The 25,252-nt window shown below is 67.2% G+C and carries 8 protein-coding genes; 2 read left to right on the top strand and 6 right to left on the bottom strand.

Annotated elements, in window-relative coordinates; all coding sequences use genetic code 11:
* Window position 1: 1 nt before the first annotated feature.
* From ABE463_RS14715 to ABE463_RS14700, 4 genes are all read right to left on the bottom strand, one after another.
* Window positions 2-3,358: a hypothetical protein gene (locus ABE463_RS14715; RefSeq protein WP_346468673.1), complete on the bottom strand. Its 3,357-nt coding sequence runs from the start codon at window positions 3,356-3,358 to the stop codon at window positions 2-4.
* Window positions 3,355-12,909 carry an SdrD B-like domain-containing protein gene (locus tag ABE463_RS14710; RefSeq protein WP_346468672.1) on the bottom strand — a complete coding sequence of 3,185 codons (9,555 nt, stop codon included), beginning with the start codon at window positions 12,907-12,909 and terminating at the stop codon, window positions 3,355-3,357. The genes ABE463_RS14715 and ABE463_RS14710 overlap by 4 nt, the downstream gene beginning before the upstream one ends.
* Window positions 12,910-13,139: 230 nt before the next feature.
* Window positions 13,140-13,889 (bottom strand): response regulator transcription factor, encoded by a 750-nt coding sequence (locus tag ABE463_RS14705; protein ID WP_259261915.1) that lies wholly within the window; start codon window positions 13,887-13,889, stop codon window positions 13,140-13,142.
* A gap of 121 nt (window positions 13,890-14,010) precedes the next feature.
* Window positions 14,011-16,158 carry a S46 family peptidase gene (locus tag ABE463_RS14700; protein WP_346468671.1) on the bottom strand — a complete coding sequence of 716 codons (2,148 nt, stop codon included), beginning with the start codon at window positions 16,156-16,158 and terminating at the stop codon, window positions 14,011-14,013.
* Between the two features lie 125 nt (window positions 16,159-16,283).
* On the opposite strand from ABE463_RS14700, the gene ABE463_RS14695 reads away from it, so the two are divergent.
* Both ABE463_RS14695 and ABE463_RS14690 read left to right on the top strand, forming a co-directional pair.
* The gene (locus tag ABE463_RS14695) at window positions 16,284-17,969 is read left to right on the top strand and encodes a molecular chaperone HscC (RefSeq protein ID WP_346468670.1); all 1,686 of its coding nucleotides are present in this window, start codon (window positions 16,284-16,286) and stop codon (window positions 17,967-17,969) included.
* Window positions 17,966-19,312, top strand: coding sequence for a hypothetical protein (locus tag ABE463_RS14690; RefSeq protein ID WP_259261912.1), 1,347 nt, complete (start codon window positions 17,966-17,968; stop codon window positions 19,310-19,312). Before ABE463_RS14695 ends, ABE463_RS14690 begins: the two co-directional genes overlap by 4 nt.
* Before the next feature lie 69 nt (window positions 19,313-19,381).
* Here ABE463_RS14690 and ABE463_RS14685 read toward each other — a convergent pair whose 3' ends face one another.
* Together ABE463_RS14685 and ABE463_RS14680 are read right to left on the bottom strand one after the other, a co-directional pair.
* Complete coding sequence (locus ABE463_RS14685; protein WP_346468669.1) at window positions 19,382-23,224, bottom strand: translocation/assembly module TamB domain-containing protein; 3,843 nt, start codon at window positions 23,222-23,224, stop codon at window positions 19,382-19,384.
* Window positions 23,221-25,026 carry an autotransporter assembly complex family protein gene (locus tag ABE463_RS14680; RefSeq protein WP_259261910.1) on the bottom strand — a complete coding sequence of 602 codons (1,806 nt, stop codon included), beginning with the start codon at window positions 25,024-25,026 and terminating at the stop codon, window positions 23,221-23,223. Before ABE463_RS14680 ends, ABE463_RS14685 begins: the two co-directional genes overlap by 4 nt.
* Window positions 25,027-25,252 lie beyond the last annotated feature (226 nt).

Raw genomic sequence — 25,252 nt, 5'->3', positions numbered from 1 at the left:
CTCAGCGTGCCGGGTCGCGGTAGCGGACGGGGTCCGGCCGGAAAAGGTCTTCATCGAACTTGAAGCGCAGGCGCAGGAACACGCCCTGCTGGGTGTACTCGTAACCGTTCAGATCGCGGTCGCCGGCGAAGCCGCTCCAGTTGTAGCCGGCCGACAACCACAGGTTCTGCCGCAGCAGGCGGCCGACCTCCATGCCGTAGGCATACTGGTTGGCACCGCTCTGCCCACGGAAGGTGGAGCCAAGCACGCCGATGTCCCAGTTCTCGGTGATGTCGTACACCACACGGCCGGAGAACAGCATCGCGCGGAAGCGGCTGTTGACCCGTGCACTGTCGGTATAGGCGAACTGGTCCTGCTGCCACTTGCCGGCCACGCGGCCGGTGAACCACCACGGTCGCGACGGGTGCCAGTCGGCATGCGCCGAGACGATATGCGCGCGGGTGCGCACATCCTGGCTGCTGCCATCGACAGTGTTGCCGTCGGACAGGGTCAGGCCGCTTTCATCGCGCTCCAGCTTGTACTCGTAGCGGGCCAGCGCGTTGATCCGGTTGCGGTCGGTATCGCGGTACGCCACGCCGAGCTGGAAACGATCCTGCAGCACATCGCCGCGGGCGTCGTAGCGGGTGCTGAGCAGATAGTTGCGGGCCAGCAGTGTCCAATCGCGGCTGAGCTTGCGGGCGAGCATGAACTGCAGCAGCGTGGTGTTGAATGCCTCATTGACCTCGGTATCGGGCACATCCTCGGAGATGCGGTGCTCGGCACGGATCGCCCCTCGCCACAGCGGATTGGCGCTGTAATCCAAGGCGAGCGCCAGGCCGGTGCTGTCGCCGGTGCTGCCATCGATCACCTTGACGTGCTCGGCCGAGCTGGCCAGGCGCAGGCCTTCGCGGATGTCCCAGTTGTTGCGGATACCCGAGGCGGCTTGCACATCGCGGCCGCTGATCGAATCGCGCAGGCGGTACTCGCTGAAGGTCTGGGTATCGCGCAGGTAGCTGCTGTCGATACCGAACACCAGCGCATCGGCTTCGCGGTCGGTGGTGGTGATGCCGTAGGCGCTGGTCAGGCCGGTCTGCTTCTCATAGCGGCCATACACACGGCTGCGTTCGAACACCTGGTAGTCCAGGCCGGCCGCCAGGCGCTTGCGGTCTTCGCCGCTGACGCTGTGCTCCACTTCCGCACCGGCACTGAGGCGATCGCTCAGGCGGTAGCCCAGCCCGAACCGGGCACTGTCCGATTCCAGCTCGGTGCCGACCGGCAATTCGCTGGTGATCGGACTGCCGCTGCTGCTGCCGTTGATGACCATCAGGCCGGTCAGCGGATCCAGCGCCTGCTGGCCGTAGCCCAGCGCGCCGCCACCGGAACCGGTCGCAAACCCACCGGTGAGACCGCCGGGATTACCGAACGGCACCCCCGACGACCACGGCGAGGTCACGCCGATGGTCTCGCGGATGCTGCGTACGCCCAGGTCCACGGTCAGCCGTTCGGTAGCGCCGATGCGTACACCGGCACCGCCGGCATCGCGCTTGCCACCATCGGGGTTGCGGTCCTCGCTGCGCAGGCCTTCCACGTACAGTTCCCGCCGCGGGCCGACACGGTAAGCCAACCGCGCGTTGTACTCGCCGCGGCCACCGTACAGCGGTGCGGCCGGGTTGTTGAAGGCCGGATCGGTACGTGCGGCGAACACGCGCGCGTCGAGCTTGTCGGCGCTGTGGGCGAACTCCACCCGCCACGCATCGCCCTCCACTTCCCCGGTGATGTCCTTCAGGCCCTGCGAGGTGATCTGATTGATCGAGTTGGTATTGACCTCGCTGCGGGTGCGCGCGAACTCGGCGACCAGCAGGGTGTTGGCACCGAACCGGTAGCTCGCGTTCGCGCTGCCCATCTTGAACTCGGCATAGGGATTGCGGTCATCGACCGCCGCCGCACCGACCTCGAGCTGCTCGGTGAGTTTGACCTGCGCATCGGCGCCGACCACCCAGAACTTCTCGGTGCCCTGGTCCAGCTCATAGGTGATGCGCAGCGACACCGGATTGAGATCGCTGTCGAACGCCGGCAGGAACTGATTGAGCAGGATCCGGCCGGAGAACGGCTCGAAGCTGTAATCGACCAACCGCGCCAGCGAGCGCACCGAGGTGATGCGGGTGGGCTGGTTGCGATCGCGCACGATCACCTCCACCCGCTCGCTGCCTTCCAGCACGGCGTTGTTGCGCAGCGCATACGGGCCACTGCCCTGGCTGCGGAACTCCTCGATCACCTGGCGCAGCGAATCCTGCATCGCAAACACGTTGCTGCGCACGCGCTCGCTTTCGAAGTGCCAGCCCAGGCCGGTGGCGGTGCGGTTGTAAGTGCCCAGGCTGCGCTGCGGGATCGCGCCACTGCCGCCAATACCGCTGACGGTGGCCAGCGTGTCGCCAGTCTGGAAGTCGCCGTACAACAGATAGCTGCGCTGATTGTCGATGCGCACATACAGGCGCTCGGCCGAACGCGCATCGAAGCCGCGCAGCGAAGAGTCCCCGTAGACCGGGTAGAACTCTTCCGGCTGGATGTCGCGCAGCAGGCGGCCACGGGTGTCCTTGTCCGAGTCGTAGGCGGCGGTGAGCAGATATTCGCCCTTGATCCGGCCCTTGACGAAGAACGCGGTGCGCGCGGCCGCATTGGCCTTGCCGTTGTTGAACTGGCGCTCCCAGCGGCGGATGTCACGGTCGAAGGCATCGTGATGCTCCACCGGCGAGATCAGGCCGGCGTTGCTGCGCCGGCGGAAGTTGACCACACCTTCGATCAGACCGGTGGCCAGCAGCTCACGCATCTCCGGCAGGAAGCCGATCGTGCCCTGGGCCGTCTCGGCGCCGGCAGTGATGCGCAGCACCACGTCCTGCGGCTCATGCGGGGCAAGCAGGTCGAATTCGGCCATGCCGTCGACCACCTGCAGTTGGATGCCCGGGGTGACCTTGTCGGCATCCAGCGCGCCCGGGCCGAGTTCGTCGGTCCGCGAGCCGGGCAGGCGGATGCGGCCGCCGCTGGTCTCGATGGTGGCGTAGGTGGTACCCGGCAGCGCGCGGCCGGTGGCGTCCAGCAGCTGCACACGCACATGCACGGCGCTCTGGCCATCGGCCGGCACGCCATCACGGTCCAGCTCGACCAGGATGCGGTCGAGCGTGCCCGGCACCGCGTTGTCCAGCGCGCGCGGGGCGGCATCGGTACTGGCCGGGCTGCGCGGGTACAGGGTGCTGGCATCGCCGAGCACCGGCGTGAAGCGGCCGGGGCTGCCCACGCTCTGTGCCATGGCGGGGACGGCCGCCAGGGCGCAGGCAAGCAGGCTCAGGCGCGGCAGACGGGACAGCGTCGGAACGCGGCTCATGGCTGGTCCTCCGTCGAAGCGCCGGCAGCAGGCAGGTGGACTCTGGGATGCACGATCGGTCTCTGGTTGGCCGAGTCGGTCGCCTGTTGCGGCGCCCGCGCGGGTTTGCTGTCGAAGCGCAGCGGCGGCTGCCCGGTCTCGGTCTCCGGCGCACGCACCTCGCCCTGGGTGCGGCGGGCCTTGACCTGCTCCAGCACCGGGTTGGCACAGCTGCCTTCAATGAAATCGGCGCGGTGCAGCTCGCCGTTCTTGAGGTCCAGGAACAAGCTGTCGGCGTCGCCCAGGTTGCGGTTGCTGCTGGTGGTCAGGCGCGCGCCGAGCGGCAACGTGCTGGCATCCACCTTCAGCGTGTGGCTCTGCGGCGGCAGGCCGCAGTAGCTGTACTTGCCTTCCGAGTCGCTGATCACCCAGGTGCCGTCGGAGAAGTACAGGCGCACGCCGGGGATGCCCAGCTCTTCGCGGTCCTGCACATGGTTGTTGTTGCAGTCCACGAACACCTTGCCGAGCACGCAGGCCTGGTCGGTGAACACACCGCCGGTGACGCGCACGCGGTACTCGGCGCGGTTGGACGGCAATGCGCCCGGCAGCGGCGTGATGCTGCCGGTGTCGATGCAGCCACCGCTGAAGGCACAGCCGAAGGCCTGCGCACGGTTGATGCCATCCCCTTGCTGCGCACCCACACCGACCCGCACACGGTAGGTCAGCACGATCTGGCCGCCGACGCTGATCGGGCCGACATCGAAGCCCAGCAACGGGCCCGGCTTGCCGGACGGATCGGTCACGGCGCGGCCGTCGGCACGGGCGGTGCCGTCGATGTAGGTGAAACCACGCGGCAGGCGATCGATCACGTTGACCGTGCGCAGCGCGCTGCCCGCGGTCTGGCGGATGGTGATCGTGTACTGCACGGTGTCGCCGATCTCCGCGGTCTGGCGGTCACCGTTCTTGCTGATCGCCAGGCCGGTCGCTACCGCAGTGTCCAGCGGCAGGTGGTTGTTGATGATGGCCGCGGTGTCCGACCCGGCAAACAGGGTCAGGTAGTACTGCGTGGCCGTGCCGACCGCACCGGTCGGTGCGAGCCGGTTCGGCTGCACCTCATGGTTGGCGCCCGCGCTGCCGGCCGGCGACAGCGCGCCAGCCTGCGGCGGGATCAACGTCGATACGAACTGGTAGCTGCCCGGGGGCGTCACGGTGAGCTGGAATTCGCAGCGCGCCGGCGCGGCTGGGCTGAAGGCGAACTGGTAGAAGCCCTCGCTGCCCACCGTCATCGAGATCGCACTGCCCTCCAGACGGTAGCCGCCGCTGCCGGCATTGAGCACGGCGGTACGCGGGTCGTAGCCGGCACACATGCCGACCGGGCTCAGCGTCACGATCGAGCCCGGCACCGGGTCGCGGGTGGTGGCGTCGTAGACCACGCCCGACGGATCCACCGGCAGGCTCTGCTGCGGCAGATGCTGGCCGGGGCTGAGCACGACTTCCAGCTGACTGATGCCGTTGTCGCTCACACGGCAGGCACTTACGCCAGCCCGAGCGATGGCCGCCTGGGCGTCGCAGGTCTGCTGGATGCCGCTCACGGACTCGCGGGTGACCGGGTTGGGCCACAGGATGTTGGAGGCCGGGTCGCGGAAGCGGATGTTCCAGATGACGCCCGGCACCACATCGCCAAAGCGGTAGCTGCCGTCGGCGCCGGTCGTGGTGGTCTTGACGATCTGGCCAGTGGCCGGATCGACCAGTTCCACGATCCACGACGACAGACGCTGATCGCCGCTGTCCAGCAGCTGATCGTCGCCACCGATGTCGTACCACACGGTTCCGCCGACCGACGCGGCCAGCTGCACCGCATTGGGCACACGGCAGGCGTTGAACTGGATCGCGTCCACGCACTCGGGCAGCTGGGTCACATCGCCCTCGAACGCGCCGCGCTCGGCCGGCGTCGGCGTGCGGAACTCATTCTCGCCACCGCCTTCGACCAGTACCGCGTTGTTGACACTGCCAGCCTCTGCGGCAGCGGCGCCCACCAGGGCCTGCACGCTGATCGTGTCCACCGAGGTGGCACCCGCAGCCACGACCTGCTGGCTGCGGCAGTCGAAGCGGGTGTCACCCACGGCGCCGGTGCAGACCCAGCCGGTCCCGCTCGGCGCGGCGGCCAGGGTCAGCCCCTGCGGCAGGCGGTCCTGCACCACGTACTCGCCGCGCGACGGCTGTTGCCCGCCATTGCGCACCTGGATGGTGTAGGTGGCGATGTTGTTGACGGTGAAGCGCGTGCTGCCGGCGGACTTGCTGACCAGCATGTCCGGCGAATCACCGATCTCACCGAAGTTGTTGTCCAGCGAATGGCCGCCCAGCGGCAGCACGATCTGGCTGATCGCCGAGGGCACGGTCTCGCGGCCGGTGGCCACGCCGGTGGCGATGCCGTCCACCGCACCGGCACTGGTGATGCCGTTGAGGGTCTGCGGCGGCTGGGTCGGCTCGGTCACGGTGTAGGTGCCCGGGCGCAGCCCATCGAACCGGTAGCGGCCGTCGGCGTCGGTGGTAAGCGTGATCGAGACAGCCTGGCCCAGGTCGTCGGTGCCGGTCAGCACCACGGTGACGTTGGCGATGCCGCCCTCACCCGTGTCGACCACCCCGTTGTCATTGCTGTCGTTGTACACGCGGCCGGCGATGCTGCCGGTCGGGATCTCACCGAAGTTGTTGTTCACCGACTGCTGGTTCACGCCCAGCACCAGGCCGGCGATCGTCGACGGCGCGGTGCCCGGTGCCGTCACCGTGCCACCGGTGCTGCCGGCCACGGTGCGGCCGTCACGGGTGCCCGTCGGCTGGTCCGGCTCGGTCACGGTATAGGTGCCCGGCGGCAGATCGCTGAAGCTGTAGTTGCCGTCGGCGTCGGTCACGGTGTCGCGGGTAATCGGATTGCCGACCAGGTCCGTGCCGGTCAGGGTGATGGTGACGTTGGCCAGACCGGTCTCACCCGGGTCGACCACGCCATCGTTGTTGCGGTCGGTCCACACCTTGCCGCTGATCCCGCTGTTGAGCGGAATCTCGCCGAACAGGTTGTCCACCGAGGCGCTGCCCGGGGTGGTCAGATCGATGGTGCCGATGCGGCTGGGCACGGTGGTCACCGGCGTGGCGGTGCCGCTGCTGACGCCGTCGATGGTGCCGGCGGTAGTGATGCCATTGCTGGTGCCGGTGGGCTGCTGCGGTTCGGTCAGGGTGTACGTGCCCGGGCGCAGATCGGCGAAGGCGAAACGGCCATCGGCATCGGTCTGCACGCTGCGGGTGACGCTGGCGCCGGTGTCGTCGGTCCCGGTCAACTCGATGGTCACGCCTTCGATGCCGGTTTCGGCCGCGCCGTTCTGCGCACCGTTGTTGTCGGCGTCGAAGAACACGGTGCCGGACACGGCCACCGCGAGCACTTCACCGAAGTTGTTGCTGATCGAGGCCTTGCCCGCCGGCAGCACCACCGCGCTGATCGCACTGGGTACGCTTGCCACCGGGGTGGCGGTGCCGACTGCAGTGCCGTCGATGGTGCCGGCGGCCGTAATGCCATTGATCGTGGCGACGCCATTGAACACCGGCTGCGCGGCCTGCTGGGTCACCGTATAGGTGCCCGCCAGCAGGTCGTCGAAGCGATACCGCCCGTCGGCGTCGGTCGCGATCGTCGCGACCGGCTGGCCCAGCGCATCCACGGTGCCGCCCGGCAGCTGCACCTGCACGTTGGGCAGGCCCGGTTCGCCGGCGTCCTGCACGCCGTTGTTGTTGCGGTCCAGGTAGACCGTGCCGGAGAGTGCAACAGCGCGCTCGCCGAAGTCATTGCCGGTGGAACCGGCCGCGGGCAGGTTGGTGATCGTGATCAGGTTGGCCGGGGTTTCGCGTCCCTCGGCCAAGCCGGTCGGCTGGGTCTCGGTGATGCGGTAATCCTGGCCGGCCACGGCGCCGGGATAGCTGTAATGGCCATCGGCATTGGTCACCAGCGTTTCGGTGGTGTCGTCGGTGGTGCCGAACACTCCGTCCGGGCCTGCACCCACGATGATCACCTGCACGCCGGGGATGCCGACATCGCCGGCGTTGTTGTCGCCGTCATCGTTGCGGTCCAGGTAGACCGTGCCGCTGATCGGGGCGTTGGCCAGCTCACCGAACAGGTAGCCGGTAGCGTCCTGTCCGGCGTTGATGGCGATGCCGGAGATCACGTTGGGCACGGCGGTGCTGCCCGGCGTGGCGGCGTTGCCGGCGGTGTGCTTGCCGTCCAGGTACGTGGCCGGCTGGGTTTCCGTCAGTGTGTAGCCGGTGCCCGCCTGGGCCGGCAGCAGGTCGCTGAAGCGGTATGCGCCATCGGCGTCGGTGGTCGCGGTCAGGTTGACCGGATTGCCGAGCACATCGGTACCGGTGAGCGTCACGATCACGTTGGCGATCGGGTTCTCGCCGCTGTCGCGCAGGCCGTTGTTGTTGCCGGTGGCCACGTTGGAGAAATCTTCGTAGACCGAGCCGGCAATCGAGCCGAGCGTCTCACCGAAGTCATTACCGTTGGAACCGGTCAACGGCAGCGCGGTGATGTCGATCTGGTTGCTCGGGTTCTCGGCCGCATCCGCGTAGCCCTGCGGCTGCGTTTCAGTGATGCGGTAGTTCTGCCCCACGACCAGATTTTCGAAGGTGTAACGGCCCTGTGCATCGGTCTGAACGCTCACCGGCGGCAGATCGTCGGCGGTGCCATGGATGCCGTCCGGGCCTGCGCCGGTCAGAGTGATGGTGACGTCCAGCAGGCCACCATTGGGCTGCGAGCCGCGGTCGCCGGCGTCACCGGCGTCGAAGTCGCCATTGCCGTTGCGGTCCAGATAGACATGGCCGGAAATGGACGTGATCGCGTCTTCGCCGAAATTGAACGCGGTGCCATCTTCGCCATTGGACAGATCGATGCCGGCAATGCGGTCGGTCGTGGGCGCATCGCCGCTCGCGCCGGTGGCCACCGTACAGCTCGTGCAGGCGATCCCACCGATCAGACCCGGATTTATCGCGCCGGGGCGGTTGCGATAGCTGCCATCGGGCAGCACTTCGCGCAGCGTATAGGCCTGCAGTGGATCCAGATCGATGAAGCTGTAGCTGCCATCGTTACCGGTGGTGCGGGTCGCAACCACCGTCCCCGCGGCATCGAGCAGTTCAAGGGTGGCATTGGCGATCGGCGCATCGCCGGCGTCGCGTACGTTGCTGTAGTTGCTGTCCACATAGACGAAGCCGGACAGCGACGGGCGACGCACTTCCGGGAAGTTGTAGCGCACCGCATCCACGCCGGCGCCCAGCAGGATCGAGGTGTAGACCGAATCGGCGGTGCTGGCCGGGGTCACGGCAGCGAACACGCCACCGGCCGACGGCGCTTCGGCGCCGCTGGTGGGCGGTGCGACCGGGCCGTTGACGTAGGCCACAGGCTGGGCCTGGGTAAGGGTGTAACCGGCAGCACCGGCCGGGGCAAGGTTCTCGAAGCGATACACGCCCTGCGCATCGGTGGTGGCCTCCCGTGCGACCACGGCGCCATAGGCATCTTCACCGCTGAGGTACACGGTCACGCCGGAGATCACCGGCTCGCCACTCTGCAGCGTGCCGCCGTTGGTGCCGCTGCGGTCGCGGTCCTGGAACACCACGCCGGTCAGCGAGGAACGGACCACGGTGTGGGTCGTCGTATCGTCGTTGTTGCCCGGCTCGGGATCGAGCTGGTCACTGGTGGCCTTGGCGGTATTGATGCCGCTGCCATTGGCCGGCAGTGTGGTCCAGCGTGCCGGGATCAGCACGCGTACGCGCCCGTCCAGCGCCAGATCGCCCATGCGGCAGGTGACGGTGCGGCCAGCCAGCAGGCAGTTGCCCATGCCGGTGGTCTGCACGCCCGGATCGGCGGTGGTGCCGATCTTCTGCCAGGTGATCGCAGCGGCGCCGCCGATCACCTCAAGCCCTGCGGGCAACGTGTCGGTGACGGCCACGCCTTCGCCGTTGAGCGGGTTGGTCCCGGTGCGGTCGCGCGAGAGGCTGTGCCCGGGGCCGTGGTTGACCACGTCCAGCACGAACCAGAACGGCTGATGCAGGCTGACCGTGCCGGCGTCGGCAGGCAGCGCGACGCCAGGGTCGGCGCTGGGCGCGATCACCACGCTGGACTTCTTCATCTCCAGATCCGAGCGGGTGCGGATGCTGGTTTCCTGGGTGGCGGTGTTGTTGCTGGTATCGCTCTCGGCCTCGGCCGAGCGCGCGGTGACCGAGTTGCGCAGCGTTTCGCCGGTGGCCGGCGGCGCGGTCATGTACTGGTAGACCAGGTACAGGTAGCTGGTCTGTTCGCTGGCGATCACCCCGTCGTCGGTCGTGATCACGCCTACGCTGGGCATGGTGCAGGAAATGGTCTGCGGGCCGGTGCTCGGATTGGTGCTGCCGGCAGCCATCGAACAGCGGGTACCGACCGGCTCCAAGGCGCCCTGCGGCGTGGTGGCGGTACCGGTGCGGCTGCCCACCAGGCTGATGCTCGCGCCCGCAGCCGGACGGATCGTGTCATCGATCATCGTCTGCGTGGCCAGGGAAGGGCCGTCGTTGCGCACGCTGATCTGGTAGTAGATGTAGTTGTTGGTCTCCATACCGGCGCGCGAGTCGAAGCCCAGCGGGTCGACCGCACCGTCGAAGTTCTGATCGATCTTGTTGACGATCAGGTCCACACGCCCGGCGTCGAAGTTCAACGTGGCGTCTTTGCTGTCGTCATCGGTGCGGCTGTTGTAATCGTAGGTAAGACCATTGGCATCGGTGCCGCTGGACGGATCTGCGGTGCCATCGCCATCAAGGTCGAAATGGAAGCTGCCGGTGTTGGTGAACTGGCGTCCGGTGTTGCCACTGTTGACGTTCGGGCGGATCACCACCGTCATGGTTTCGGTGGAGTTGTTGGCCATCTCCTTGGGCGCACAGGTCAAGGTCAGCGTGGCGGGTGCGCTGCCGGTGTTGAACCAGGACGTGCCGCCGGGCGCTGCTGCGGAGCTGATCGAGGGGTCGCGTGCGGTTACGGTGCAGAGCTTGCTCGCCGCATCCGCACCGGTGCGCAGGGCGGAGATCAACACGAAACCGGCATCGTTGGCAGGCAGCGTGAACACATCGCTGAAGACCACGCCACGTGCGGTCGACGGCCCCTTGTTCTGGTAGGTGATCTGGTAGGTCGTGTTGACGCCAGCGCGCCCGGGCGTGCCGGAAGTGATGCTCTTCAGGGTAGTGGCGACATTGGCCACCGGATCGATCTGGACCCAGTCCGAGGCAGTGTTGTTGCTCTGGTCGATCTCGCCGAGTGCACCGGAAATGGCCGGGTCGATGCGCACACCGGCCGTGTTGCAGAAGCGACCGGCCGGCATGGCCTGACCACCGCAACTGCCGGAAGGCTGGAGCTGGCTGTCGAACAGGCCACGGTTCACGGTGAAACGGACGGTGGCGGTCTCGTTGCGGCCCAGCACGGTGGTGCCCGCATTACAGACCCACGCACTGCCACTGAGACGGCAGTTCCAGCCTGCCGGACTGGCGTTGCCGGTGACCGTGGTCATGCCGGTGACGAAGCCCGGGATCGGGTCGTTCACCACCACGCCAGTGGTGGCTTCGCCCGCATTGTGGATCTGCAGGGTGTAGGTCACCGAGTCATCGCTGTTGCGGATGATGTTGTCGGTGTCGCCTGGTCCATTGGTCTGCTTGGTGATCGACAGGTCGGCACGGTCGTCGGTAGCACGGCTCTCACCACCGGCACAGTCGTTGGTATCGTTGGGATCGCGATCGATGCCGCCAGCGGTCGTCGGCTCGAGCGAGCCGCCGCTGCCGCCGGTGCAGGCGTCATTGCGCAGCACCCCGGCAGTGCGCGCAAGCGTCTGCAGCGCCAGTGCGGGCGCGCTGGCATTGACGGCGACTGGATAGCCACTGGTCAGGGTGCACGTCACCGTCTGCGCCTGGCCGACGGCCCAGGCGCGATCGACGCTGCAGCTCCACGGGCCGGTGGCCACCGAGGTGCCCGGCAGAATGGGTTGCCCGCTGGCATCCACCCACTGTTCGCCGGCGGCCAGCGTATCGACCACCTGCAGGTTGCCGGTCACCGCGCGCGGCCCCTCGTTCCGCACGCCCAGCGTGGAGGTCATCATGCTGTCGCTGCGTACGCCCGTGCCGTTCCACACCGGCACCAGCAACGGCGCCTTGGATTTGCTCATGCGCAGATCGGCGCCATCGGGAATGATGGTCAGCCCGACGGTGCCACTATTGTTGCCCGGCACGGGGTCCGGTGTGGTCGCGCTGATCTGGGCGGTGTTGCTGACCACGCCGCTGCTGTTGGTGCCGGTCGAAGGCACCTGTGCGGTGATGGTGATGATCGCCTGCGCGCCCGGCGCGAAGCTGCCGGCCAGGCTGCAGGTGCGTGTGGTCGCGCCCGCGTTGTCGGTGCAGGTCCAGCCCGCGGGGGCATTGCCGCCGGTGATCACGAAGCCCTCGGGCATCGCATCGGTGACCACCACGCCAGTGGCGGCGCTGGGTCCGTCGTTGCGCGCGGTCAAGGTGTAGGTGACGATCGAACCCGCCGCCGCCGGGGCCGGCGAGACCGACTTGGACATCGCCAGGTCCGCACCGGCGGTGACCGCGGTGGTCACCTGCGCGGTATTGTTGTCCGGCACCGCATCAGGCACCGAACCGGCGTTGACCACAGCGGCGTTGACGATGTTGCCGGTGCCCACGTTGACCTTGCCGCGGAACTGATAGCTCGCGCTTGCGCCCACAGCCAGGGTGCCGCTGTAGGTGCCGTTCTGCGCGCTGAAGCTCCAGTCGGCGCCGCTCGGCACGCCCACCAGCGTCACGTTGGGGGGCAGCGTGTCCACCACCCGGAAACCGGTGGTGACACTGGGACCGTTGTTTTTGACGGTAAGGGTATAGGTGACCTCGCCGCCACCGATGACCGGATCGGGCGTGGCGGACTTGCTCAACTCCAGATCGGCCGCTGCCTGGATCGTGGTCGTCTGGTTGGACGTATTGTTGGCCGTGTTGGTGTCACCGGCGAAGAACGGATCACTGCTCTGCAGCGCCACGATCGGGGTCGATGCCGGGGGCAACGCCGCCGCGAATCCAATTGCGGCATGCAGGTTGATCGTGGCCGGCTGGGTCTGCAGCGTGGTGACCGGCAGCTTGAACTGGTACGGCGCGCCGGAGGCGATCAACGTGGGGTTGGTGCACACCACGCGGGTCGTGCCGGCACTGCCGGGCGAAGCGCTGCAACCGGACGGTGCCGGGCTGCCCAAGGCCGTACCGACCGGCAAGTCGATGATCGTGACGCTGCCGGCCGCGGTGTCGTTGGCACCGTTCTCGACCTTGACGTTGTAGATCACGGTCGTGCCCGCCGGTACCGGGTCGTAGCCGGTATCGGAGAAGTCGGTGATCTGCAGATCCACTGCCAGTGCGGACAACGGCATGGCCAGCATCAGCATCGCGAGGGCGGCGCGCCAGCGGCCCTTGCGGGCGGCTGCGTACACGCGCTCGAACGGCGTCACCGCCGCGCAGATGGCTGCGCGATCGCTATGGCTGGACATGCGTTGTTCCCCTGTTCCGGTCTCTGCTGCTTTCAGAGGGAACGCGGCCAGGTGCGGTGATGACCGCGGGCAGGCACTGCGCTCCCGTGACGTGATGCGACTGGAGCGGTCGTGACTGTCGTCATCGGCACGCTCAAGCGGGGCGCATTGTGGTGTCGCCGCATCGGCAAGTCAGTGCCGCCCGCTCACGCTGGCTCACACTTCCTCACACGTCGGGCCCACCGGCCGGATCAGGGGGTCAGCAGGTAGCCTTGCCCACGCAGGGCACGGATCGGCAGTTCAAGGCCGGTGGCGGTGCGTACGCGTGCGCGCAGGCGGTGCACCAGCACATCGAGCCGGTGCGGGTCGAAATCCCACGGGGCGTCGGTAACACGCTCGATCAGGCGCTCGCGCGTGACGGGTTCACCCACCGCCTCGAACAACAGCTGGAGCGCGCCACGCTCCATCGCGGTCAATGCCAACGTCTGCTGGGCGGGCGAGTGCAGCGTCCAGCCATCAGCAGAGAGCTTCCAGGCCCGCTGCACCTCCGTGACAGTCTGCACGGCGGGGCGCCCGGCGGACAGGCGACGACGCAGGCTGAGCAGCCCGGCGGCCAGCACGTCCAGATCCAGCGGTTTCACCAGGTACACATCGGCGCCCTGGGTCAGGCCATGGGCCATGTCATGCGGACTGCCACGCCCGGTCAGCATCACGATGCCCATATCCGCGGCCTGGCGCAGATGGCCGGCCACGGCATAGCCATCCTCGCCGGGCAGGCCGACATCCAGCACGACGATGTCGCACCGGTCCTGCAACAGCGCGCGATAAAGCGCCTCGGCACTGCCCAGGCCGCGCACCGCGGCACCGCGCCAGGACAGGTCATCGAGCATCAGCGCGAGCAACTCGGGGTCGTCCTCGACCACCCAGACGGTCAAGCCATCCAGTTCCCTGTCCACCACCGGCAGCAGTGCGCCGCTGTGGTTGTCCTGATCTGCCGTCACGTGACCGCTCGCCTCCCTACGCTGGCCTGCAGTCTAGCGGCCACCTCGAAGCGAGCCAAATGCGACATAGGTGGCAGACGCAGCGGCCGGCCACGACGTGGATCGTGGCCGGCCCGGTGCCTCATTCCGCCGGAACGCCCATTTCCTTCAGCAGCTCCGGCGCCGGGTAGACCTTGGCCAGCAGCCAGCGCAGGTAGCGCATGTCCACGTGCACGGCACGCTTGAAGCGCGGGTCGAACCACCAGCTGGCGCTGACCGACTCCCAGTTGCTGTCGAAGTTCAGGCCGATCAGTTCGCCCTTGGCGTTGAGCACCGGCGAGCCGGAGTTGCCCCCGGTGGTGTCCAGGTTGGTCAGGAAGTTGACCGTCTGGGTCTTCAGCACCGGATCGGCGGTGGAACCGAAATCGCCCTTGGCGATCGCCTCCAGCAGCGGCTTGGGCGCATCGAACGGGTAGGCGTTGGTGTTCTTCTCGACGATCCCGGCCACGGTGGTCACCGGGTCGAAATGCACCGCATCGCGCGGCGACAGCGCCTCGACCTTGCCGTAGCTGATGCGCAGGGTACGGTTCGCATCCGGGTAGACCGCGCGGCCCTGCTTGGCGCGCCAGGCGAACAGCGCCTGCATGTACGCCGGGCGCAGGCGCAGCTGCTCGCCTTCGCGGGTCTTGCGCTCGTCATCCAGGCGCAGCTGCGCGGCCACCAGCGGGCCGGCCAGATCGATCAGCGGATCGCGCGCCAGCGCCTTGCCCTCTCTCGCCGCGGCAAAGCGCGACAGGCGCTCGGCTTCATCGCCCAGGTGCGTGTTGGCGTACAGCGTGTCCAGGGTCTTGGCCAGCGCGGCCGGCGTGCGGCCGAAGGCCGCGTCGAACTCGGGCACGCGCTGCGCATCGGGCAGCTGCTGGTAGCGGGTCAGCAGCGTGGTCAACAGAGCTTTTTCGATGGCCGGATCGTAGCGGCGCTGGACCTGCTTGAGCACGCCTTCGATCAGCGCCAGATCGCGCTGCTGGTAGCCCGTGTCGCGCTCGGCATCGGGCTTGGCCGATTCGATGCGCAGGCGCTCCAGGGTAAGCGCCGAACGCAGCAGCTGGCTCTGCGCCGCGAGCAGATCCAGCAGCAGATCGCGCTCGCCCACCGAGGCGCCGCTGGACAGCGAGGTCAGCAACGACTGGATGTCGCCCCGGTACTTCGCATCGGTGGCCTGCAGCATCGCCGCCTCATCGGCGGCGCGCTGCGCCTTGGCATCGCTGCGCAGCAGGCCTTCCAGCTCCCCGGCGGCCCGCTTGCGGTTGTTCTTCAGCGACTGCAGCTGCGAGGCGTAGCGGGTGCGTGCCTGGGCATCCTTCGCACTGGCCGCTTCGATGGTGTCGATCATCTGCTGGAACACCGCCACGCGGCGCGGCAGCACGGCATCGATCTGGCCGGCGAATTCCGCGGCGGTGCGATGGCGGTAGGTGATGCCGGGGTAACCGGCCAGCATCGCGTAGTCGCCGGTCTTCGGGCCGTCGATCGCCATCTTCAGGTGCGCCGGCGGGTGGTACGGCACGTTGTCCACGCTGTACGGCGCGGGCTTGCCGTCCTTGCCCACGTAGGCACGCAGCAGGGTGAAATCACCGGTGTGGCGCGGCCACATGAAGTTGTCGATCTCGTCGCCGTAATTGCCGATCGCGCGCGGCGGTGCGTAGACCAGACGCACATCGCTCAGCTCAAGTTGGCGGATGCGATAGAAATCGGTGCCGTAGTACATGTCCGCCACGCTGCAGCGGACGTTGCCTTCTTTCTCGCACTCGGCCACCAGCTGCTTGCTGGCGTGGTCGACCGCATCGAAATACGCACGTCCGGTCTTGCCGCGCGCATCGCGCAGCACCTCATCGGTGACCTTGTCGAACCCGACCGTGACCAGCACGCGGAAATCGGGGTTGGCCGCGCGCTCATCGCTGCGGCCCGTGGCGATGAAGCCGTCGTTGATCAGGTTGTGCTCGGGCGAGGTGTTGTACTGGATCACGCCCATGGCCACATGGTGGTTGGTGAGCAGCAGGCCGTCGTCGGAGACGAACGAACCGGTGCCGCCACCCGCACGCACCACCGCACTCAACGGCGGCGCGGTGACGTTGGCCAGGTCGCCCGGGTTGCCCTTGAAGCCCGCCGCCTTCAGCGGTTTGGCCAGGTCCGGCAGCTGGGTCGGCATCCACATGCCTTCGTCGGCATGGGCGCCGGCAGCGAGGGTCAGGCCAAGCGCCAGCGCGGCGGTGAGGGGTTTGCGTGAAGACATGGGCACATCCGGTACGTCAGAACAGCCCGAGACCTTAGCCACTGAGGCCCCGCAGGGCAACGGCCGATGGTCAGGGGTGGCCGGGGCTGGCTAGAATCAGCGCTTCTCAGGGGGAGATGGCAGGAATGATCGTAGGGATCGATCTGGGCACGACGCATTCGTTGATCGGGGTGCATGACGGCCAAGGGGGCCGCCTGTTTTCCAACGCTTATGGTGAACTGCTGACACCTTCGGTGGTCAGCCTGGACGGCGACACGGTCCTGGTCGGAAGGGCGGCCCGGGAACGGCTGGTGACCCACCCTCAGCTGACGGCGGCAACGTTCAAGCGACTCATGGGCACCGACCATGAGGTCACGCTAGGCGAGCGCAGGTTCCGTCCTGAGGAACTCTCCGCACTGGTACTGCGATCGCTGCTTGCCGACGCCGAAGCGGCACTTGGCGTTCGTATCGAAGAGGCCGTGATCAGCGTGCCGGCCTATTTCAGCGACGCGCAGCGCAAGGCGACGCGGACGGCGGGAGAGCTGGCCGGCATCCGCGTTGAACGCTTGATCAATGAGCCCACCGCTGCGGCGCTGGCCTATGGGCTGCGTGACCGCGAGGACGAAGGCAGGATCCTGGTACTGGACCTGGGCGGTGGCACGTTCGATGTGTCGATCCTCGAGTTGTTCGACGGCGTCGTCGAAGTCCACGCGTCCGCAGGCGACACCTTCCTGGGGGGTGAGGACTTCCTGGACGTGCTGCTGCAGGCGTTTGCAACCGATACCGCCACCGATCTGAAACGGTTGCCGGCGCCGGAGCTCGCGCGACTGCGCCAGCAGATGGAAACGTTCAAGCAAGGGCTGTCGATCCGAGGCGACAGCACGCTGCAGATCCAGCTGCTGGGTGCGGCAGTACAATGGGACTGCACCGCGGAGCGTTTCGAGACACTGGCCGCGCCGTTGCTGCAGCGCATGCGCCTGCCCATCGAACGCGCGTTGCGCGATGCCCGGCTGGGTGCCGACGACATTGATGATGTGGTGCTGGTTGGCGGCGCGGTGCGCATGCCGATGGTCGGGCGACTTGCGACTCGACTGCTGGGCCGCCTGCCCTTGCGGCACATTCACCCGGACCAGGCCATCGCGCTGGGCGCCACGCTTGCGGCGGGCCTCAAGGAACGGGCCATCGATCTCAATGAAATCGTGTTGACTGACGTGTGCCCCTACACGCTTGGCATCGACATATCGCGTATGGACGAACGTGGTCGCTATCACCCGGGCTATTTCCTGCCGCTGATTCCGCGCAACAGCGTGGTGCCTGTCAGTCGCGAGCAGTCGATCAGCCCGATGTCAGACAAGCAGAAGATGCTGTCGGTCGGCGTCTACCAGGGCGAACACCCGGTGGTAGAGCGCAATATCCTGCTCGGCCGACTGGAAATACCCATCGATCCAGCGCGCGGTGGTGATGGCAGCTTCCGGGTGCGCTTCACCTACGACGTGGATGGCTTGCTGCAGGTGGAAATCACTGACACCAGTGACGGGCGCAGGCATGACCTGGTTCTGCAGCGAAATGAGGGCGCACTGGATACCGCCCAGATAGAGGTGCGGTTGGCCGCGCTGCAGGCGCTGAAGGTGCATCCGCGCGAGCATTTGCCAAACGTGGCACTGATGGCGCGTGCCGAACGGGTGTATGCGGAGTACATCGACAATAGGGACGACGTACAGGGGTGGTTGGCGCAGTTCCGATCCACCTTGGAAGGTCAGGACCCTGCCCGTATTTCCGAGCAGCGCGATGCGTTCAGTGCTGCGTTGGATGCGATGGAGGCAGATGCATGAGTACAGGGGAGGAACTGCTGGAGCTCGCCGGACAGGGCGACGAGCGCGCGATAAAGCGTGCCTACGCGCGTCTGCTGCGCTCCAATCGACCCGATGACGATGCTGACGCATTCCAGGACCTGCATGCCTGCTACCAGCACGCACTTGCGCTGTGCCGCAGTACGGCGGACGAGGGGCACCACGCACGCGTCGTACCCGATGCTGGACAGGCAGGTAGGGAGGCTTCTGATATCCCACGGGTTGTCCTGGCCGACACGGCTGCGCCCGTTCTGGATCCGCATGGCGTAGCGCTCGATATCGTCCAGCATGCGGCAGTCGCAAGCGCATCCTCGCTGGCCGTGTTGTTGCAGGAGCGGGCGTTGAGCTGGTCGCTGCGGTTTCGCAACGACGTTGGGTGGGCACTGCTGGACCACCTGCACCGGGAACAGCCGCCGCTGTCGGAGGCGCACTTCAGCACGCTCATTCAGGGCTTCGACTGGGACGACATCGCGCTTGAACTCGATCCGTTATGGCTGGCGGCGGTGGAACGGCGTTGTCGGCAGGCATGGCTGCTGCTGCCCGAGTCGCGCGGAACACTCCGGCAACGCTATGAACAATGCAGTGATCGCTATCTGTCCACGCAGGAGATGGATGACGCCGTGGCGCGCCTTCAAGACCGGCGTCCACGTTGGCGTAACCGCCTCGAAGCCATCGTCCCCATGCGCGCCCGTGACACTCCGTACCTGCTTGCCGCGCTGGAATACTGGCCCGCAGAAGAGGTACCGGCGGGGCTGGATCCGACCCAGGTCGAGTTCTGGGCGAGGTTCGGCGAGCCGTCTCATCGCGTCCATCTTCGATACGGCGCATTGCGTAGCGCAATCATCGGCCTGTTCATGGGACTGGTCACGGCATGGGGAGTCAACGCCAGCCCCGCAGTGGATGCGTACCGGGGTGGGATGATCATTGCGGTGGCGACCCTGCTGGCACCTTCCAGCTGGCTGCTGTTGCTCGGCTACAGGGCGTTGCTGCGCTGGCAGTGCGCCCATGAAAGCGACGCACGTGGACCGGCCTGGCTGCGCTGGGCTTTCCTGCCGACAGCGGCCGCCGCGGTGGGAACCGCGATGTGGGTACAGCGAGCGCTGGGAATGGATGGGCTGTTGTTGATGTCGCTCGACCGCGCATGGGTATTCGGGTTGGCCCTCGTCGCGATAAAGCGCGCCAGGACGCGTGGCCCGGATCCACACAGCGAGGCCAATGCACTGCCGCTGTTCATCGGCATGATCTGGCCGGTGGCGGGGATCGCGCTATCGCTGGTGTTCTGGTCCATGGATCTGCGCAGACATCTCAGCGATACCCGGGGGTGATCGCGATCACCTGACCAGCATCGATCGCCTACCGGGTTGCACGCATCTGCAACCCGGCAGCGCACGACGTCATTTCTCCCGTCGCCAGTTCAACGACCCACGGTTTTCCACCGTGCTCGATTCGAGCTCCACATCGAAGCCACGGCGCAGCAGGTACTTCAGGGTCAGCACCGAGCCACTGCCGACCAGCGACACGCCGTAGCCGATGTACAGCTTGGGCGAGATGTACTTGCCGAAGCCGATCACCGAGCCGCCCAGCGCGCGCGACTGGCTCACGCCGGCGTCGTCCAGGCCAAGCTTGGCGCCCAGCTGCGAGGCGAGCAGGCCACTGCCGGCCGACAGCGCGGCCGAGGCCGCGTTGACCTGCTGGGCCTGGTCGCTGCTGGCACCGGTGAGGCTGCGGCCCAGTACCAGGTAGGCCAGTGCCTCGGACTGCGACATCGCCGGTTCCGACCACACATCCACGCGCGGCGACTGCGCCCGCCCCGTCACGTCGATGCCGGCGGTGACATCCCCCACGGTGCGCTGGGCCCGGATGTTGATGCGTGGATCGGAGACCGCGTTGTAGTTCCAGTTCAAGTTGCCGCGGGTGATGGTCAGGTCCTGTCCGTAGGCCTTGTAGCGCCCACTGACTTCCAGCCCGCCGTTGGCGGTCATCTCCCGCCCCGGGCGTGCCCATACCTGCATCTTGCCGGTCAGCGCGCCCTTCAGGCCGAACCCGGCCATCTTGACCTTGTCGCCCAGGCTCACGGTCAGGTCCATGTCCAGCGGCGAACTGGGGCCCTCTTCCGGATCGACCGGGTCCAGCACCACCACATCTTCAGAGACCGAGGTGCCACGATCCAGGCGCTCCAGGTCCAGATCCGCTTCGGGCACGTGCACGGTGCCACGCAGCTGCATCGCGCTGCCGGCCAAGGTGAAATCCAGGTCCGGATTGGCGATCACGCGCAGCTCGCTGGTGTTGGCCAGCAGCACGTTCTCGCCGTGGATATGCAGCTGCAGCGGCTGTGCATCGCCGAACCACGACAACCCGCCATCGACGTACAGCGTGCCCTTGCCGGAATTGGCCTGGGCGGTGATCTTGGCCGAGCCGTCCGGCTGGGCGGTGAAGCTGCCCTTGCCTTCGGCGAAGGTCAGGCCGAGCGCGGGGAACTCGCCGTTGAACTTGCTCAGCGTCGCCTCGCCACCCAGCGACGGCGTGCCACGGGTGCCGCGCAGGCTGACGTGGCCTTCGATCAGGCCGGTCGGGCGCACGATGTCGGGCGAGAACAACTCCAGCCAGTACAGCCGCGCGATGTTCATGTACAGCTCGCCGGTCAGCGGTGCGTTGGCATCCCACCCGGTCTGCACCTTGGCATCGACGAAGCCATCGCCCTGGAAGCCGACACCGAGCTTGGCGTTGATCTGCTGCGGGGTCATCTCCAGGTTCACCGAGAACTGGTCGTAACGCACCAGTTCGCCGCGTGCGTTGTCGCCCAGGCGTACCCCGCCTTCGCGCGAGGTGACCGAGGCACTGCCTTCCCACGCGTTGCCGCGGGGACGAATGCGCCCATCCAGATTCACTTCACCGCGCAGGAAGATGCGGCGCCCGGACTGCGGCGGCAGCCACGGCTGCACCAGCGACAGCGGCAAGGCATCGCCCCGCACCAGCAGCCCTTCGCGCGGCCAGTTCGCGCTGGCGCACAGCGCGCCGCCGGTGGCGGCACCCAGGCACGCATCGCTCAAGGTGACGTTGCTGCCCTGCACGCTGAAGGTGGCCGGTGCACGCAGGCTCCAGGCATCGCCCTTGACCGGTGCGATACGCAGCGCGGTCAGATCGCCGCGCCAGGCCTGGCCCTGCTGGCGCACGCCACCTTCCAGCGCGACAGCACCCAGCTCGTTCTTCGTCTGTGCATCCAGGCGCAGATTGGAGAGGCTGCCGCGTGCATTGACGTTGAGCGTGTCCAGCAGCATGCCGACCTGGACCTTGCTGCCCTGCACCGCCAGCGTGCCACTGTCGCCCTGCCACGGCAGGCGCCCCTTGATGCTGATCGCCTCCGCGCTCCAGTCGTCCCAGCGCAGGCCACTGCCAACCAGATCGGCGGTGATGTCCGGTGCGGTACGCGCGCCCTTGATCAGCACGTGGCCGCGCAGGCTGCCGCTGCTGTTGGGCAGCAGGTCGTCCAGCTGCACCGGCTCCAGCTGCGCATCGATATCCAGACGGTCGCCGACCGAGCCCTTGGCGGTCAGGCGGCTGTTGCCCAGCGCCAGCCGGAGGTTGCCCTCGCCCTGCTCGCCGCGCAGCGCGAACTTGCCCTGTGCATCCAGCGCGCGCTTGCGCAGCGTGCCTTTGATGCCGGGCACATCGACGGTGGCTTCGTAGCTGCCAGCGGTACCGGCCGGACTGCCGGCGGGCGGCGGCAACTGGCGGCCCTTCGAGGCAAACGAACCGGACAGCTTGCCGTCCCAGCCCGGCGCGAAGTAGCCCGGATCGAAGCCGGCCAGTTTGGCGGCCACGTCCCAATCCAACTGCGGCGCCCAGGCCACCTGCCCGGTCACGTCGAGCGAACCGCCCGGCGTGCTGGCCTGCAGCTGTTTGATCACGGCGGCCTGGTCATTGCCGCGCACGTCGAACTGCAGATCCGCCACCTGTTTCTCGCGTTCCACCGAGGCACGGCCGACCGCCGCCCACGCCTTGAGCGTGCCGGCCAGGCCCATGCGTGCTTCCTTGAGCGTCACCGGCACCGGCGCAGCCGCGCCCGGCGTGGTGGTATCGGCGGCGGGCACGAAGGTGAGGTCGTTGGCGACGATCGAGAAGCGCAGGCTGGCGTTTTCCTTGTCGGTGAAATCGGCGATGCCTTCCAGCCGCGCCTGGCCACCAAAGCCCTTCACCTGCAGCGGCGACACGGTCAGCACCTGATCGGCCAGACCCACCTTGGACGGTGCCAGTTCCACCGCGATGTCGCCCTGCTTGAAGCTGCCCTGCAGATTGGCCTGGCCACCCTTGCCATCGGCCTGCACATCCAGCGCCATCGGCGTGCTGGTGCTCGCGTCCATGCCCGGCACCAGCAGGGCCAGGTCCAGTTCCTTGCTGCGCGCAGCGAGTTTCCACACCGGGTCGGTGCGGCCATCGAACACCAGGCTGGCCTGCAGCGGCGCCGGTGCATTGCCGGCGATCGCCACTTCCATATGACCCAGGTCACCGCGGGCGACCAGGCCGAGCCGCGCCGGGGTACGCCCGCGCGGCGCCGGCATCAGCGCGCCGATGGTGATGTCGGTGTCGTAGTCGCTGCGCGGCAGGTAATGCCCGTCCACGCGGAAATCGCCGTAGCTGCTGTCCACGATCAGCTGGCGCGCGCGGAATTCGCCATTGGCGATCTCCAGGCCACCGCGCACCTTGGCGATGTCGATCAGCGGCTGCTGCGCCTGGGTGATGCGGAAGCCATCGATGATGATGGTGTCGGCCTGGATCGCCAGCGGCATTTCGATCTGCGGCAGCGAGTCCGGCCACGACGGCAGCTCGAACGGCTCATCACTCTTGGCCAGGTTCAACGTGGCGTTCTTGATCTGCAGCGCATCGAGCTGCAGCTTGCGGCCCAGCAGCGGCCGGATGTCCGGATCCAGGTAGGCGCGTTCGGCGGTGAAATGGATGTCGTCGTAACGGAAATCCAGATCGTGCAGCACCAGCGGCCCGGCGACCGGGCCATCCACCTTGCTCCAGGTGAGCGAGGCGCCGACCGGCAACCGCGCGACCACCTGGGCCAGCAGCACATCACGGCCGGCCACGGTCTGCAGCAGCCAGTACACCAGCAGCAGGGCCAGCAGCACCAGGCCGAGCACGGTGAAGCCCGACCACGCCCAGAAGCGGCGCTTGCGGTAGAAACGCACGCGCGGCGGCGGCGTGGCAGGTGCGGACGGCGTTGGCGTACTCACAGGTCCGCTCCGATGTTCAGGTACAGCTGGAACTGCGAATCCGGGTTGTTCAGGCCATGCGCGATATCCACGCGCACCGGGCCCACCGGCGATTTCCAGCGCACGCCGAAGCCCACGCCGGTATGCAGGTCGATGGTGTTGTCGAACGCGCTGCCGGTGTCGACGAACACCGCCGCGCCCCAGGGCCCGCCCTTGAAGTAATGCTCATACTCGGCCGAGCCGACCACCAGGTTCTTCGCGCCGAGCGCGTACTTGTCCGGCGGTGCGGTGCGCGGGCCGACTTCGCGGAAGGCATAGCCGCGGATGCTGCGATCGCCACCGGCGAAGAAGCGCAGGCTCGGCGGCATCGCGACCAGATCGCTGGTCCAGGTGGTGCCACCTTCGCCACGCAGGATCAGGCGGTCGCTCTCGCCGATCGGCACATACCAGCGCAGCACCATGTTGGCCTGCACGAAGCTGGTGTCCGAGCCGGCACCTTCGACGCCGCCACGCAACGTTGCACTGCCGCTGATGCCACGACGCGGGAACATCTCATCGTCCACGTTGACGTAGTCGGCGACCAGCTGCGGGTAGACCAGCGTGGAGGTGTTGTAGACCGCGTCGGTGAACTCGGTGCCGGAAGCGTACCGCCAGCGCTCGCGCAGCGCGTTGATCGAGGCGATCGCGGTCCAGTACTCGTTGATCTCACCGCTGCGGCTGGCCGACAGTTTGAAGTTGCGCAGGTCGATGTAATCGGTCTGCTCGTCATAGGCGCTGGCGGTGAACGCATACCAGCCGTCGAGCCAGGCGAAGCCCGGGATCCGGTAGCTGGTGACCAGGCTCTTGCGCTTCTGCGCATAGTCGAGCTGGGTGTTCATCTTGTGGCCGCGGCTGTTGAGGAAGCGCCGCTCCAGGCCGCCGCGCACACCGGCGCCACTCTCGCTGCCGTAGCTCAGGCCGGCGGTGTAGATCGTGCGCTTGGCCCGGGTCAGGTTGACGTCCACCGGCACGTCACCGTTCTCGTCGGCCTGGTCCGGGCGCGGCTGGATGTCGATCACGCTGAAGTAATCGAGCTTGGTCAGCGATTCGCGCAGGCGGTCCAGTTTGCCTTCGTGGAAGTAGCTGCCTTCGTCCCAGTACACCAGCGGATCGAACAGCTTGTCGACGAAGTAATCCTGATGGAAGCGGATCTCGCCCATGTTGTAGCGGCGGCCGCTGTCCCAGGTCAGATCGACGTCGGCGGCGTTCTCGGCACGGGTAATCTGCACCTGGCGCTGGGTGAAGTCGGCATCGAAATACCCACGCTCGGCCAGGCGCCGGGTGACCCGGATCTTGCTGGCTTCGTACTCGGTGTGTTCGAAACGCTGGCCCTTGCGCGGCTTGAAGTTCTCCAGGTCTTCCTGGAGGTACTGGTCCAGCTGGGCCGGGCCGGTGATGTCGATATGCTCGCGGCGGACCACGGTCGGCGGTCCCTTCTCGACCTGGATCACCACGCGCAGGTTCTCGCCCTCGCGCGGGCTTTCCACGGTGATGGTCGGGTTGTAGTAGCCGAACGGCTCCAGCGCCTCGCGGGTCTGGCGCTCAGCCTGGGACAACAGATATTCCAGCCGCGACTCGCCCTGGACCTTGCCGATGGTGTCGTACAGGGACAGCGAGACCTCGATGTTCTCGATCATCTCGGCGTCGTCGCCCTTGTCCAATCCTTTGATGTCCACTTTCTCGATGGTCCCCCGTGCATGTGCCACCGAGACGGTGGCAAGGGACAGGAACATCAGCGGAAGGGCGAATTTCGTTGGCTGCATGGCGACAGCATAACGGGCCATCGCAAGCATGCGAAATCGGCGTGGCTGTTTCAGAACGGCAGTGAAGACGCCGTTAAATTCCGCGAGAAAGTCGCTTGCGTTACACGCGGTCTGATCGATGACAACACGTCATCGGACAGAAGCGTCCGCGACACAATAGCGACACCAAATGACGCTTCCAGCACGAATATCGCAGGACGCCGCCCTCCCGGAAACGCAGAAGGCGCGAACAGCCCACGCCGTCGCG

Source organism: Stenotrophomonas sp. TWI819, assembly GCF_039673075.1.
Classification (GTDB): Bacteria; Pseudomonadota; Gammaproteobacteria; order Xanthomonadales; family Xanthomonadaceae; genus Stenotrophomonas; species Stenotrophomonas rhizophila_B.
The sequence above is the reverse complement of the archived record's forward strand: the minus strand, read 5'-3'. Positions and strand labels throughout refer to the sequence as shown.

Coding starts and splice junctions, on each gene's coding strand:
- ABE463_RS14715 (WP_346468673.1), bottom strand. CDS start 3,358: ATGAGCCGCGTTCCGACGCTGTCCCGTCTGCCGCGCCTGAGCCTGCTT.
- ABE463_RS14710 (WP_346468672.1), bottom strand. CDS start 12,909: ATGTCCAGCCATAGCGATCGCGCAGCCATCTGCGCGGCGGTGACGCCG.
- ABE463_RS14700 (WP_346468671.1), bottom strand. CDS start 16,158: ATGTCTTCACGCAAACCCCTCACCGCCGCGCTGGCGCTTGGCCTGACC.
- ABE463_RS14695 (WP_346468670.1), top strand. CDS start 16,284: ATGATCGTAGGGATCGATCTGGGCACGACGCATTCGTTGATCGGGGTG.
- ABE463_RS14690 (WP_259261912.1), top strand. CDS start 17,966: ATGAGTACAGGGGAGGAACTGCTGGAGCTCGCCGGACAGGGCGACGAG.
- ABE463_RS14680 (WP_259261910.1), bottom strand. CDS start 25,026: ATGGCCCGTTATGCTGTCGCCATGCAGCCAACGAAATTCGCCCTTCCG.